Source organism: Nocardia sp. NPDC049190 (assembly GCF_040648115.1).
GTDB lineage: Bacteria > Actinomycetota > Actinomycetes > Mycobacteriales > Mycobacteriaceae > Nocardia.
In genome coordinates this window covers 61,640-73,986 of the sequence record NZ_JBEZDE010000023.1, presented here as the reverse complement: position 1 = coordinate 73,986, position 12,347 = coordinate 61,640, and the positions used below count along the sequence as shown (strand labels likewise).

Below are 12,347 nucleotides of genomic sequence, written 5' to 3'. Positions count from 1 at the left end.
GCCTTATGCCACGTATGCGTTGCGCGCACTTCCGCTGGCGTTGCGGCGAATCGGGACACGGCTGCGCGTGCCCCGTCGGATGGTCGGCGAAACCGTTCTCCCGCAAAAATTTTCGGCTGCGTGCGATCGCGCATTCGATGCTCAGCGGTGCGGTCGGCGTCCTCGCCTGGTTTCTGGTCTTCCTCGCGGCAGTCGTCGCTATCCGGGGGATCTGCTATCCAGTGATCGCGGCCGACAATGTCGAAGGCGCCTGGGGCGGACCCACTCTGGCGGGCGCATGGGTGGTGCATGCGGTGATCGGGGTCGGCTTGCTGCCGGTCTGGTTGCTGACTCTGGCGGGACTCGGCGCGTTTCAGGTGCGGCTCACCCGTGGCTTGCTCGGCCGGAACGGGCAGTGGTGGCCACTCCCGGTCGCGCTCCTGCTCGCCGCGGGCGGCGGGGTGTTGTTTCTCGCTTGGCTGCGCCGGGCGTGAGCGTTCGGCGGAGGTTGATACCTACGAGCTGCCCACAGCAGGGTCCGGCCGCCCGTTCGATGTCCGGTGGTGTGCTGAGGATCGGGGCGCCCGGCGCGGGGTGAGTTCAGGTCGTGACCCGCTTGCGGTGTGCGCGTTCGATAAGATGCTCCACCAGGGTGAGCAGCACGGTTTTGCAGGATCCGCGGTCACGGGCGTCGCAGAGCATCACCGGGGTGACCGAATCGAGGTCCAGCGCGTCACGCACCTCGTCGATGGTGTAGCGCGGCGCGCCCTCGAAACAGTTGACGCCGACCATGAACGGCAGGCGGCGGCGCTCGAAGAAGTCCACGGCGGCAAAGGAATTGCCCAGCCTGCGGGTATCGGCCAATACCACGGCACCGAGGGCGCCGCGAGCGAGTTCGTCCCACAGGAACCAGTACCTGTCCTGGCCGGGGGTGCCGAACAGGTAGAGCACGAGGTTGCCGTCGATGGTGAGTCTGCCGAAGTCCAGCGCGACTGTGGTCGTGGTCTTCCGCTCGACACCCGATAGGTCGTCGACACCTGTACTCACCTCGGTGATCAGCTCTTCGGTGCGTAAAGGCGCACACTCGCTGATCGCTGAAACCATAGTCGTCTTGCCGACGCCGAATCCACCGGCGACGAGGATTTTGACCGAGGCGGCCAGGTGCGGCGTGCCGCTCGAGTCAAATTTTTCGGATTCCATCCAGCACCGCTCGCAATATGTTGAGGTCATCGGGTCCGGCCTCCGTCGGAACGGGGGCACGGAAGATCAACTGCCCGTCGCCGATCAGATCACCAACGAGGATCTTGGTCACCGCGAGCGGCAATCGCAACCAGGCGGACACTTCTGCCACCGTCTGCGAAACCCGGCATAGTCGAAGGATTTCGGCGTACTCGGGTTCGTTGCGACGCAGTGCGGGCGCGGAGTCGTCGGCCACTACGGATGTGAGCATATCCAGTTCCGGTCCGGATCCCTTCGTGCGCCCACGAGTGCGCGCGTAGGGACGGACCAGCGGACCTGCCGCGTCGTCGAACCAAGGCTCACCGTGGTTGGTCATGGCAGTTCGGACTCGACTTGCCCGACCAGGTCCTGTCGCGCAGTGGTGGACAGATAAGTGCCGACTCGTTGGACGGTCAGGTTCATCTCGTAGGCCACCATGCCGAGGTTCGCGGACTCGGCGGCCTGCAGCGCCAGGCAGGCGTTGTCACCGGCGGAAGTCACGAACAGCACGGCACGGTCGAGTTCGATCACTGCCTGGCGCACGCCGCCGCCGTCGAAGCGACTACCCGCGCTGCGCGCCAGACCGTACAGCGTGGAGGACATTGCGGCGAAATGTTCGGCGTCCTCCCGCGTTATCGCGGCAGAGCGACCGAGCAGCAATCCGTCGGTGGACAGCACCACCGCATATCGGACACCAGCCAGCCGGTCGACGAGATCGTCGAGCAACCAATTGAGATCACCTGGATTGGATGAAGTCACCTTAGTCTTTCTGATCGTCCGGAGTGGGGCTGTTGTCTGCGAGCGGCTTGCGGCCCTGTCTGGTGCCGTTCTCGATCGCCGACATCAGATCACGTGCCTGTTCGGCGGTGCGCTGTCGCGGTGGTCCGGTCTGGGTTGCGGCCGGCTCGGTCAGTTGTGGTGCGAGATTCGCCTGGCGATTGCGGCGCGGTAATGCGGGTCTGGCGTCGCCGTTGCCGGGGGATGCGGTACAGGTTTCCTCGGGTGCTGTCGGGTTCGCCGCGGGTGGTTCGACGACCAGCGTCGCTACGGCCGCCTCGAGGGGAGCCGGGCTCGGGTCTGCGGTCGGCAGGGGAGTCCGCTGCGCGGAGGGTGGTGCCGCCGACTGCGAAGACGCCGTCTCGGATCCCTTGGATCTCGCGGACGGTTTCCCGGTTTCGCGGGCGATGAGCGCGGACGGAATGAGCACGATGGCTCGGATCCCGCCATAATCGGACTCGACCAGCCGAACCGAGATTCCGTACTGAACACCGAGCTGAGCCACCACGAACAAGCCGAGACGGGAATCGGCGGACAGGGCGGCGACACCGAAATCCGGTGGATTGCGCAGCATCTCGTTCGCCTTGGTCAGTTCGTCTTCGGGCATACCCATGCCCTGGTCCTCGATCTCGACGACTACGCCCTTGCCGACGACATTTCCGCTCACCTCTACCCGTGCCTGCGGCGGGGAGAACGCGGTGGCGTTGTCGATCAGTTCCGCGAGCAGGTGGATCAAGTCGGCGACCGCGGAACCGACGATGAGCACTTCGGGTTGCCGGGCGAGCCGGACGCGCGAATAGTCGAGCGTTTCGCCGATGGCGCTGCGCACCAGCGAGACCAGGTCCACCGGGTTACGCCACTGCCTGCCGGGCTGACCACCTCCGAGGATGACCAGATTCTCGGCGTTGCGACGTTCTCGGGTGGCCAGGTGATCCAGCCGGAAGAACGTGTCGAGCAAGGCAGGGTCCTCCTGCTGTCGCTCGGCCTCGTCAAGGATTTCCAACTGCTGGTGCACCACGATCTGGCTGCGGTGGGCGATGTTGAGGAAGACCGCTTTCACGCCCTCGCGAGTCCGGGCCTCGGTGACCGCTCCCGCGACCGCAGCGGCGTGCGCGCGGCCGAATGCTTTGGCGACCTGGCCGATCTCGTCTTGGCCGTAGTCCAGTAGCGGTGTCTGCTCGACTATGTCCACCGGCTCGCCCGCGCGCAGGCGACGCATCATGTCGGGCAGGCCCTCGTCGGCGAGTGCGAGGGTTTCCCCCCGTAGCAGCCGTAGCCTGCGGATGATCCGATTGGCCAGCTTGATCGCGATGACGAATCCCGCGATCGCAACCAGCAAGACTCCGATGCCGAACAGCAGCGAACTCACCGTGGAGCCCCCGGCCTTGTCTTCGGCGACCGCCTGCGCTTGTTTGTTCTGGTTGATCCAGATGTCGATGAGCCCGCGGTTGACGTCCGTCGCCGCGTTCTGCCAGTCCGCCACGCTCCACGGCAGGTCCGCAGCGATGCCGGACCGTGCAGTGCCGTCGGCCTCCGGGGCACCCGGACGGATTGTGTTCTGACCATCGTCGGGAGGGGTCTGCAGTGCCAGTCGGGTGAGGACTCCCTCCATCGAGGTCAGTTGCTGCCATGCGGAGGAACTGGTCGCCGCCTTGGCGGCATCGCGCTGCGGAGCATCGAATTCGCTGGTCAGATAGTCGATCTGGGTGTGGTAATAGCCGACCTGCCTGAGGTATTCCGCCGCCGGGACGGTCGCACGATCATGCGCGTTCACCAAGGCGAGGGCCAGCGCGTTGCTACGCGACATCGCCTCCGCCGCGTAGAACAGTCGCAGGCCCTCCGCGAGTTCGATCGCGATCTCCGGGTCCGGCGAGAACTGCTGGGCGATCTGCGTGGCAGTCGGGATGGCCAGGAGTCCATCGTTGTAGAACGTGTATGCCTCGAGAATGGGCAGTGTCCCGGTGTCGACCTGCGCGCGCACCATCGGGAGTCGGTCCAACACATTCATGAAGTGAGTGACCTTGTCCCCGATCAGGGACGATGCGAGTGTTTGCAGCCCGCCCGAGGCGCTGCGCAGTTCGGCGACCGCCTTGTCGGTTCGGACGCGTGCCGCGGCGAGTGCGGGTGCGGCTTCGCGGTCGCCCGCGAGTTCGGCAAGGGTCAGGCGCCGTTCCAGCTGGACGGACTCGGTGAATTCCCGGGCCGACGGCGTCGACTTCTGCACTTGGATGGCCCACACCCGTGCGTAGGTTCCCTTGAATACCAGGTACCCCGCCGTACCAACACCGACTAGTAGGAGAGTCAGGCTCGGGATGAGTGCGATGGCCAAGATCCGGCCGCGGACACCGAGCCTCCTTCTGAACATTCGCCCAACGTACTCGAGATCGACGTCCGCCCGATGCCTTATCCCGTTGACCGGGACTCGGTTTGACATCGCACTGTCGATATGGGCGAATAATTACCTTCTAATGTGACATGGCATTATTTCTGATGTGCCGCAAGGGAATTCGTCGGCCGATGCGGGCGGGTCGTCTCCGTACTGTCCTGGGTTGTCGCCGATCGCGGAATCCGGCTGCCGATCAGGCTCGCGATGGCGTAGATTGTCTGTATCTTGCGGTTACTCACAAATAGGAGGTCGTGATGTCCGCGCCGGAAGCCGGAGTCTTCGAGCGCCTGAGCGCATTGGCCGCGATCGATGCGCCCGGGGACCGCCAACGCAAGACGATCGCCGAGACGTTCACCGGCAAGCCGCTGGGTAGTGTGCCGATCGGCACCTCCGAGGATGTGGCTGTCGCCATCGACAAGGCGCGCGTAGCCCAGGCGGAGTGGGCGGCGCGGCCGGTCACGGAACGCGCCGCGGTGGTGCAGCGTTACCGAGCGTTGGTGGTGGAGCACCGCCATTTCCTGATGGACGTGCTGCAGGCCGAGACGGGTAAGGCGCGCTGGGCGGCCCAAGAAGAGGTCATGGGGTTGATGTTCGCGGCCCGGTACTTTTCCGAGGCGGCGCCGCGCCTGCTGAGTCCGCACAAGGTGCCTGGCGCGTTCCCGGTGCTCAACCGAGCCGCCGTCCGCTATCAGAGCAAGGGCGTGGTCGGGATCATCGCGCCATGGAATTACCCGATGTTGCTGTCGATCGGCGACTCCATCCCGGCGCTGATCGCGGGCAATGCCGTGGTGGCCAAGCCCGACAGCCAGACTCCATTCGCGGCCCTGGCCGGTGTCGAACTGCTCTACCGTGCCGGCCTGCCACGTGATCTGCTGGCGGTCGTCCCCGGCCCGGGCACCGTGGTCGGCACCGCGATCGTCGAGGGCTGCGACTACCTGATGTTCACCGGCTCCTCGGAGACCGGCCGCGGGCTCGCCGAGCGGTGCGGCCGCAGGCTCATCGGATTCTCCGCGGAACTCGGTGGCAAGAATCCGATGATCGTCACCAAGGGCGCCGATCTGAACAAGGCCGCAAAGGCCGCCGTGCGGGCCTGCTTCTCCAATGCGGGGCAGCTGTGTATCTCGATCGAGCGGCTCTACGTCGAGCAGGAAGTCGAAGCGGAGTTCACCGAAAAGTTCATCGCCGCGGTGAACGCTGCGAGACTGGGTGCGTCCTACGACTATTCGACCGACATCGGCAGCCTGATCTCCGAAGCGCAGTTGGAGAAGGTGTCCAAACACGTCGCAGACGCCACCTCCAAGGGCGCGAAGGTGCTCACCGGTGGCGCCAGCCGCCCGGATCTGGGTCCGCTGTTCTTCGAGCCCACCGTGCTCACCGGCGTGACCGAAGAAATGGAGTGCTTCCGCGACGAGACTTTCGGCCCGCTGGTGTCGATCTATCCGGTGGATAGCATCGAGGAGGCCGTGCGCTCGGCGAACGACACCGACTACGGCCTCAACGCGTCGGTGTGGGCGGCGAGCAAGTCCGCGGGCGAGCGGATCGCCGCCCAGTTGCACGCCGGCACGGTGTGCGTGGACGAGGGTTACGCGCCGGCCTGGGGCACTACGGCCGCGCCGATGGGCGGTATGGGCATCTCCGGCGTCGGCCGCAGGCACGGTCCCCAAGGTCTGTTGAAATACACCGAACCGCAAAGCGTCGTGGTGACCAGATACCTGAATCTCGATCCGCCGAGACTGTTCCCGCGAGACCTATGGCAGCCGTTCCTCATGGCGATCGCCCGCGGCCTGCGTCACCTTCCAGGTCGCTGACGCTCGACATCCGCCCGGGTGGTCGTGCCCACCCGGGCGGATATCCCGCCGGTCGGCCCATCCGGGCTCATGCCAACCGGTCGGCTCCGGTGCGCGGCGGTGGTCGGGCCGCCAGCGCTGCTGCTTCCTCGTCCGTGAGCAGCCGTGACCTGAGGGTGAAGCGCACGCCATCGGGCGCGTCCAGTGTCCCGCCGCTGTAGGCGACGTCGACGGTGAGGTGGGCGTGCTTGCTGAGTTCGTACTGGTCACCGCTCATCCAGAATTCGGTGTGCCAGGGCAGATTTCCGACCAGGACATCCGCCCCGCCGACCCGGAACTCACGGACCGGACGGCACACGGGCGTGCTGCCGCCGAAACGCTCGTCGGACTGGTGAAACAGCACCGCGCCGTGTTGTTCGATCATTCGGCGCAGCGCGGTCCTGGCGCGGTCGGTGATGTCCACCCGATGAATCCGCTGGGGCATCACGCCGCCGCCCACTCGCCACCGATGACCTCGTCACAGCACCTGACGTAGCCGACGACGCCGGGATCGGACCCCGATATGGCGTGGACCATGACACCTGCTCCTCGTGACTCTCGCTGACCGGGTCACTATGGTCCGACGAGGTTGGTACGCGGTTGGTGCGGAACGGCTATGCGTGCAGTGCGGTGTGCAATCGTGCGGTCACCACGGCACGTCGCACATCGCCGGATGGGAGCAGCCGCAACACGTGTTCGTGCACCTCGACATCGTCGGGCGCTCGTTCGCCGAATGCCACCGCATGCTCGACGCGGTCGCTGGCCAGAACCGCGGTCCGCACACCGACGTGAAGATAATCGCGCCACGCCACCACGCCAGGGGTCTCCGACCCCGGCAGCAGCGGGCCGCGATACAGCCACACCGCTGAAGTTGCGTCGCCTGCTGCGATGGCGCCGAGCAGATCCACGGCGTCACAGGCCACCGGCCCGTTCAAAACGTAACGTCGATTGGTGATTTCGCCACCGGTGGCTCGGCGCAGCCGAGAGACGTCGGCCTTCAGCGTGCTGGTGGAGACCGCGCGGTCGCCGTATACGGCGGTGTGCAGCTGATCCGGGGTGAAGCCGTTCGGCTCGAGTGCGAGCAGGGTGAGGATCTCCAGTTGCCGCGGCGGTAGCGGAAGCGGACTGCCATCGCGCAGCAGCCGTGCGGTGCCGAGGCAGTCCAGCCGGAGCCCGGGTATCGGGGCGGGTTCGGCGGACCGCAGAATCGTCTCTACCGCCGTGACAAGGGCCCGCACCGAGGTGAGTACCGCGGGATGGGACCGGTCCCAGGAACTGGACAGATCCAGGGCGCCGACCTGCCTGCCGTCCGGACCGTGGATGGGCGCGGAGTAGCACACCCAGCCGTGCAGCACGGCGACCAGATGCTCGGCGGAGAACACCGACGCCGGGCGGTCGGTGCGCAACGCGAGTGCCAAACCGTTGGTGCCCATGTGGCTTTCGTTCCAGCAGCCACCGGGCGCGAGATTGACCTGCTCGGCCTGTCTGCGCAGCGCGCGCGCACCACACGACCAGAGAATGGTGCCCGCGGCATCGCTGACCACGGCCAGATAGCCGGAGTCCTCAGCGATTCCGCGCAGATCGGACGCCAACGCGGTCACTGGGCCTCGGAGTGGGGACTCGGCCCACAGATCGCCGATGTCGTCCAATCCCGGCGCGACCGTGCGGCCGGGATCGACCGTGTGCAGTGACCGCTGCCAGGATTGCGCTACTTCTTTGCGTAACAAGCTGGTCCGAGGCTTACGCGGCACCGCGGTATTCGGAGTCGTCGCCCAGCGTTCCCATTCTCTTTCCAGTTCGACCCGTTGCTGAGTGAGGGTGCGGAACTGTGCCACCTGGAAGAACCCCATCGTCGAGTGAACTCACATTCGCTCACTAATTCTGAGCGTATGCCGAGTGCGAGCGGACGGATTTGACGACACACCACCAGCCGCGACGGGTCAGTGGTGCGTCGGGCGAGCGGCCTGACTTGCTGACCACCGGCTTCGGCCGCTACTGGCTGCGGGCCACCGGCTCACCTGGTATCAGACGCAGTACTGACCGAGGTTGTCGAAGGCACCTGGCCGGCACGGACGAACGACAGCGGGCGGCCGATCGGCCGCCCGTCCATCCGACGCCGCGACCCAGCGGTCACTTCTTGATGAAAATCCCCGCGACGTCAGCGTTCTCAATGGGGGTTTGGGCGTTGGCCTGGCTGCCGCAGAGCACGTCGACCGAGACGATCGTCGCATCTACCACGGTGCCCGCCGGTTCTCGGTCGTTCTGGGACTGTTCCTTGACGAATTTGGTGATCGTGGTGCGCTTGGTGTCCTGGTCCTGCTTGATGTACTCGTTGCACGGGGTGTCACCGCCGCGGTTGAGGGCCCGCTCGATGTCTGTGCAGCCCGCGAGCACCATGGCGATCGCCGCGATCCCGAGGCCGGTTCGGCCGGTCCGTGACAGCGTGGCGTTCATGTGCTCCTCCTGAATGGTTATGGCGCGGCGATACCCGCGTCGATCGAGTCCAGCCTAAGGCCAGGGCGCGCGAGTCTACGCCGACCGGTGGACCGGGTCTACGCGCGGAATACCCGTAGTGGGACGTTCATCTCGGCCGGGGTGAGCGAGCCGTGGTGGCCGACCAGCATCGATTGCAACGGCTCGGTGCCGCTGCGGATCACGCCGCCCTGCCCGCGAGCGACCACGACCAGATCGCCGATACGATCGGCGATCGTGGGCATGACCGTCGGGCCGAACCAGCCGTTGGTTACCGCTTCGTCCCTGGTGAGTATCGCGAAATCCGCGCCGAGCGTGCCCTGCCAGGTCGCCGCGACGTCGGCCGCCGCGCCATCGCGGGTATAGACGTGTCTGGCGCGTGGCTCGCCGCCGAGCAGACGAACGCTGTCCTGCAGCGCGGCTGTGGTGTCGAAGTCGACGCGGTCGGTGAGCTCTACCATGCCGTGGTCCGCGGTGACGATCAGAACCGCATCCGGGGGCAGTTGTCGGGCGATCGCCGCCGCCAGTCGGTCGACGTGGGCGAGTTCCAACTGCCAGGCCGGGGCAGACGGCCCGCGCACGTGGCCGGTGAGGTCGAGTTCGCCGTGGTAGGTGTAGACGAGCGAGCGGGGCCCTGCGCGCAACGCCTCGGCGACGTTGGCGACCAGGTCGCCGAACGATATCTGGGGACGGAACTCGCAGCCGCGCAATACCGCTCTGGTCAATCCCGACCCTTCCTGATAGCGCGGCGACACCTGGGCCACGGCGATACCGTCGGCGGCCGCGCGCTCGAATACCGTTGGAGTGGGCTGGAATTCCTCTGGCACGAGCTCGGCCCGCAGATCGGACGGGTTCTGCTCACCGTGCAACCGCCAGGCAAGCGGGTTCAGCAGCCGGTCGTAGCCGGGAATGCTGAGCAGATAACCCACAATCCCATGCTCGCCGGGTGGGGCGCCGACGCCGAGCGAACCCAGGCTGGTGGCTGTCGTCGTCGGGAACCCCGCCGTCAGTGTGATGGACGGGAGGCCGGCGAGAAATGGCGCCGCATCGAGATTCGCCGCGAGCGCGTCAGCGCCGAGTCCGTCCACGAGCAGGACGCAGACGTTGGCCGCGGTGAGCTCGAGACCTAGTCGATCGTCCGCGCCTGGTACGCCGAGCCCGGCGAGGACGGAGGGAAAAAGGTCGGCCAGGGAGGCCGTTCCGTAACGGGGCGCGACGAACACGGGGTCAGAATGTCAAGTTCGGGGTCCGGAGGGCAAGTGCTCAGGCCTGCCCGGTTTCGAAGCGACTGACCCTGCCGGCGTGGACGACGAACCGCCAGCTCGTGCGCATCGAGCCCCAGCGCGAGTTGGTGTAGTCGGCAACGAGTTCCGTGCCGCTGTCGCCAATGGACTCGATCTGCATGCGGGCGTTGCTGCCGAAGATCTCCGATTCGCTCCACTGGGCGAGGTTGCGTTCCACGCCGTCGTCGGACATGGTCGCATCGTCTGCGAGCACCGCGAAGAAGCGATCCTGATCGTTGGCGTTGAGCGCGTCGACGAACTCCTGCACCGTCGGGTCCAGCTGTGCGGTCATCCGTACCTTCCTCTCGGATCGATGGGGGAAGCATCAGACAGCAAATATCTAGCGTTCACTGTAGGTCAGCGGGGAAGCGCTCCGCTCGATCAGCGCGGCGATCAGTCGCACGACATCGTCCGCCAGTGTCGACGCGGTAGTGCGGGAGTGGCCCGCGCTCATCCTGCTGCCCGCCCGGACATGGCAAGGCCAGCTGGTGGCCCGAAGCCCGGAACATGACGGCCAGCGCGTCACCACCGTCGCGGCGCGGGCGATGACACCGCCGAGAGGCAGACCGGTCACATGGTCGGGCAGGTGTTGAGCTGCCCTGTCCCGGTGGCCGCCGCTGCCGTCGTCGTGTTCGCCGGCGCCGTGAGAGCAGGGGAGAGGCGCCGGCCCCGTGCGAACCGCGCGAACGCGGGGGCGAGGTGAGCGCGCCCAACCCGGTTCGTTAGACAAGAGGTGTGACTGCGCAGCGCTCCTTCCGGTTCGGTGTCAATATGCTGGTCCCGGAATCTCGGTCGAAGTGGATCGAAAAATGTCGTAGGGCAGAGGAACTCGGCTTCGACGTGATCGGCGTCGCCGACCACCTCGGCTTGCCGGCGCCCTTCCCCGCGATGATCCTGGCCGCCGAGGCGACCGAGCGGGTTCGATTGACCACCTTCGTGCTCAACACCCCGTTCTACAACCCGGCGCTGCTGGCCCGCGACGTGGCAGGCGCCGACCAGTTCACCGATGGCCGGATCGAACTCGGCCTCGGCGCAGGCTATGTGCAGGCGGAGTTCGAGACCGCGGGGATCCCCTTCGACAGCGGTCGCAAACGGGTCGAGCATCTGGCCGACACTGTGGTCACATTGCGGCGGCTGTTCGCCGATCCGGAGTACCAGCCGCAGCCCGCGCAACCGTACGGCCCGCCCCTACTCATCGGCGGCTGGGGCGACCGATTGCTGCGTGTTGCCGCCGAGCACGCCGACATCATTGCCTTCACCGGGGCCGCCGCCGCGCGTAACGGCGCGCCACTGCAAATGGCTGGACTCGCCGAAATCGAGGAGCGCGTGGCCTACGTGCGCGAACTGCTGGGCCCCCGCATCGATAGGGTCGAGTTCAACATCTTGGTGCAGCGTGTGGTCCCGCCCGCCGAGCGCGCGGATGTCCTAGAGATCTTCGGCCCCGCACTGCCCCCCGATGTCGCCGACACCCCGGAAGCGCACCCTCTCTTGCTCATGGGCACCCCGCAGGAGATGGCCGACCACGTTCGCGATCGCCGGGACCGGTACGGCATCACCTATGTCACCGTGCTCGAGGACAGTATGGACAAGTTCGCGCCTGTCATCCAGCTCCTGCGCTGACCGGACCCCGGAGGCCGGCCGAACCGACCGGTGTCAAGGGAGCGGGTCGATGATGACGCGCGGGTCGATCTGGCGAAGCTTCTTCGGGCGGCTGGTGAGGCACGGCCAGTCCCGCGTGACCGCCTCGCGCGTGGCGTGACCCGCCGCGATCAGGGCTTCGGCCGCGGGGTTGCCGACGATGTCGACGCCGAGGCGTTCTGCGGTCGCTTGATCGAACGCCGGGATCACGGTATGCGGCAGGCCGAGCAGTACGCCGAGGACGTCGCGTCGGTCGGAGGGAATGTGAGCGCGGGCCGCCGCGAGAACGGTGCTCGGGACGACGATGGTATTGCCCGCGCTCACCGTCGCCCAGGTGACCGCCTGGGCATAGTTGGCGCGGTTGGCGAACGCGATCACAGCGGCGGCATCGAAGACGACGCCACCTAAGGCCCTGGCTCTCACGCCGCGCCGGCGTGCGGGCCGCCCGCCTCCTCTTCCGACAGCGGCGGTAACCCCTGCGCGGCACGGGCGCGGTTGATCAGGTCCAGCGGCGGTCGGCCGCCGAATGTCTCCTCGAGCTTGGCCAGCGATTCGGATTGGTTGATCCTCGCCAGCACCGATTCGGCGACGAACGCGGACACCGATTCGATCCGGCCGGTCGTCCGCCACCGCTCGAGCGCCGCCACCACATCCTCGGGCAGCGTAACGGTGACCTTCCGCGTTCCACGGTCCCGAGGCGACGTCATACCACGACTGTAACCCGGCACTGCGTCCGCCGCGAACAACCGATCACATGGGCTTGTGCCA

At 66.6% G+C, this 12,347-nt stretch carries 15 protein-coding genes; 3 read left to right on the top strand and 12 right to left on the bottom strand.

Features of this window, described 5'->3' with window-relative positions:
• The first annotated feature begins 5 nt into the window (after positions 1-5).
• Complete coding sequence (locus AB0B25_RS20555; RefSeq protein WP_357181737.1) at positions 6-473, top strand: sensor domain-containing protein; 468 nt, start codon at positions 6-8, stop codon at positions 471-473.
• A 106-nt stretch (positions 474-579) separates the two neighbouring features.
• On the opposite strand, the gene AB0B25_RS20550 is transcribed toward AB0B25_RS20555, so the two are convergent.
• The 4 genes from AB0B25_RS20550 to AB0B25_RS20535 are packed head-to-tail and all read right to left on the bottom strand — an operon-like array spanning position 580 to position 4,339.
• The gene (locus tag AB0B25_RS20550) at positions 580-1,179 is read right to left on the bottom strand and encodes an ATP/GTP-binding protein (protein ID WP_357077084.1); all 600 of its coding nucleotides are present in this window, start codon (positions 1,177-1,179) and stop codon (positions 580-582) included.
• A complete protein-coding gene (locus tag AB0B25_RS20545) occupies positions 1,160-1,534 on the bottom strand; it encodes a DUF742 domain-containing protein (protein ID WP_357181734.1) in 375 nt (124 codons plus the stop codon). The genes AB0B25_RS20550 and AB0B25_RS20545 overlap by 20 nt, the downstream gene beginning before the upstream one ends.
• Positions 1,531-1,956 (bottom strand): roadblock/LC7 domain-containing protein, encoded by a 426-nt coding sequence (locus AB0B25_RS20540; protein ID WP_357181732.1) that lies wholly within the window; start codon positions 1,954-1,956, stop codon positions 1,531-1,533. The genes AB0B25_RS20545 and AB0B25_RS20540 overlap by 4 nt, the downstream gene beginning before the upstream one ends.
• 1 nt (position 1,957) lies before the next feature.
• Positions 1,958-4,339 (bottom strand): nitrate- and nitrite sensing domain-containing protein, encoded by a 2,382-nt coding sequence (locus AB0B25_RS20535; RefSeq protein WP_357181729.1) that lies wholly within the window; start codon positions 4,337-4,339, stop codon positions 1,958-1,960.
• A 275-nt stretch (positions 4,340-4,614) separates the two neighbouring features.
• Here AB0B25_RS20535 and AB0B25_RS20530 point away from each other — a divergent pair, with 275 nt between their 5' ends.
• Positions 4,615-6,168: a succinic semialdehyde dehydrogenase gene (locus AB0B25_RS20530; RefSeq protein ID WP_357181726.1), complete on the top strand. Its 1,554-nt coding sequence runs from the start codon at positions 4,615-4,617 to the stop codon at positions 6,166-6,168.
• Between the two features lie 67 nt (positions 6,169-6,235).
• Here AB0B25_RS20530 and AB0B25_RS20525 read toward each other — a convergent pair whose 3' ends face one another.
• From AB0B25_RS20525 to AB0B25_RS20500, 6 genes are all read right to left on the bottom strand, one after another.
• Positions 6,236-6,631 (bottom strand): DUF779 domain-containing protein, encoded by a 396-nt coding sequence (locus AB0B25_RS20525; RefSeq protein WP_357181723.1) that lies wholly within the window; start codon positions 6,629-6,631, stop codon positions 6,236-6,238.
• A gap of 169 nt (positions 6,632-6,800) precedes the next feature.
• Positions 6,801-8,021 (bottom strand): transcriptional regulator, encoded by a 1,221-nt coding sequence (locus AB0B25_RS20520; RefSeq protein ID WP_357181721.1) that lies wholly within the window; start codon positions 8,019-8,021, stop codon positions 6,801-6,803.
• 295 nt (positions 8,022-8,316) lie between these two features.
• Entirely contained in the window at positions 8,317-8,640 is a 324-nt protein-coding gene (locus tag AB0B25_RS20515; protein ID WP_357181718.1) for a hypothetical protein, read from the bottom strand.
• Between the two features lie 98 nt (positions 8,641-8,738).
• Complete coding sequence (locus AB0B25_RS20510) at positions 8,739-9,881, bottom strand: alkaline phosphatase family protein (protein ID WP_357181715.1); 1,143 nt, start codon at positions 9,879-9,881, stop codon at positions 8,739-8,741.
• A gap of 40 nt (positions 9,882-9,921) precedes the next feature.
• Positions 9,922-10,209, bottom strand: a complete 288-nt coding sequence (locus AB0B25_RS20505) for a nuclear transport factor 2 family protein (RefSeq protein ID WP_357181712.1) — start codon at positions 10,207-10,209, stop codon at positions 9,922-9,924.
• Positions 10,210-10,281: 72 nt separating this feature from the next.
• On the bottom strand, positions 10,282-10,515 hold the full coding sequence (locus AB0B25_RS20500) for a hypothetical protein (protein WP_357181710.1): 234 nt from the start codon (positions 10,513-10,515) through the stop codon (positions 10,282-10,284).
• Positions 10,516-10,676: 161 nt separating this feature from the next.
• Between AB0B25_RS20500 and AB0B25_RS20495 the strand changes: the two genes are divergently transcribed.
• A complete protein-coding gene (locus tag AB0B25_RS20495; RefSeq protein WP_357181707.1) occupies positions 10,677-11,561 on the top strand; it encodes an LLM class F420-dependent oxidoreductase in 885 nt (294 codons plus the stop codon).
• A 33-nt stretch (positions 11,562-11,594) separates the two neighbouring features.
• Here AB0B25_RS20495 and AB0B25_RS20490 read toward each other — a convergent pair whose 3' ends face one another.
• Both AB0B25_RS20490 and AB0B25_RS20485 read right to left on the bottom strand, forming a co-directional pair.
• Positions 11,595-11,957 (bottom strand): hypothetical protein, encoded by a 363-nt coding sequence (locus AB0B25_RS20490; protein WP_357181704.1) that lies wholly within the window; start codon positions 11,955-11,957, stop codon positions 11,595-11,597.
• A gap of 41 nt (positions 11,958-11,998) precedes the next feature.
• On the bottom strand, positions 11,999-12,286 hold the full coding sequence (locus AB0B25_RS20485; protein WP_357181702.1) for a hypothetical protein: 288 nt from the start codon (positions 12,284-12,286) through the stop codon (positions 11,999-12,001).
• Positions 12,287-12,347 lie beyond the last annotated feature (61 nt).

Bases quoted from the DNA above. Each gene is read 5' to 3' on its own strand.
- AB0B25_RS20535 (WP_357181729.1), bottom strand. From the start codon at position 4,339: ATGTTCAGAAGGAGGCTCGGTGTCCGCGGCCGGATCTTGGCCATCGCA.
- AB0B25_RS20550 (WP_357077084.1), bottom strand. From the start codon at position 1,179: ATGGAATCCGAAAAATTTGACTCGAGCGGCACGCCGCACCTGGCCGCC.
- AB0B25_RS20515 (WP_357181718.1), bottom strand. From the start codon at position 8,640: ATGAACGCCACGCTGTCACGGACCGGCCGAACCGGCCTCGGGATCGCG.
- AB0B25_RS20545 (WP_357181734.1), bottom strand. From the start codon at position 1,534: ATGACCAACCACGGTGAGCCTTGGTTCGACGACGCGGCAGGTCCGCTG.
- AB0B25_RS20525 (WP_357181723.1), bottom strand. From the start codon at position 6,631: ATGCCCCAGCGGATTCATCGGGTGGACATCACCGACCGCGCCAGGACC.
- AB0B25_RS20485 (WP_357181702.1), bottom strand. From the start codon at position 12,286: ATGACGTCGCCTCGGGACCGTGGAACGCGGAAGGTCACCGTTACGCTG.
- AB0B25_RS20530 (WP_357181726.1), top strand. From the start codon at position 4,615: ATGTCCGCGCCGGAAGCCGGAGTCTTCGAGCGCCTGAGCGCATTGGCC.
- AB0B25_RS20555 (WP_357181737.1), top strand. From the start codon at position 6: ATGCCACGTATGCGTTGCGCGCACTTCCGCTGGCGTTGCGGCGAATCG.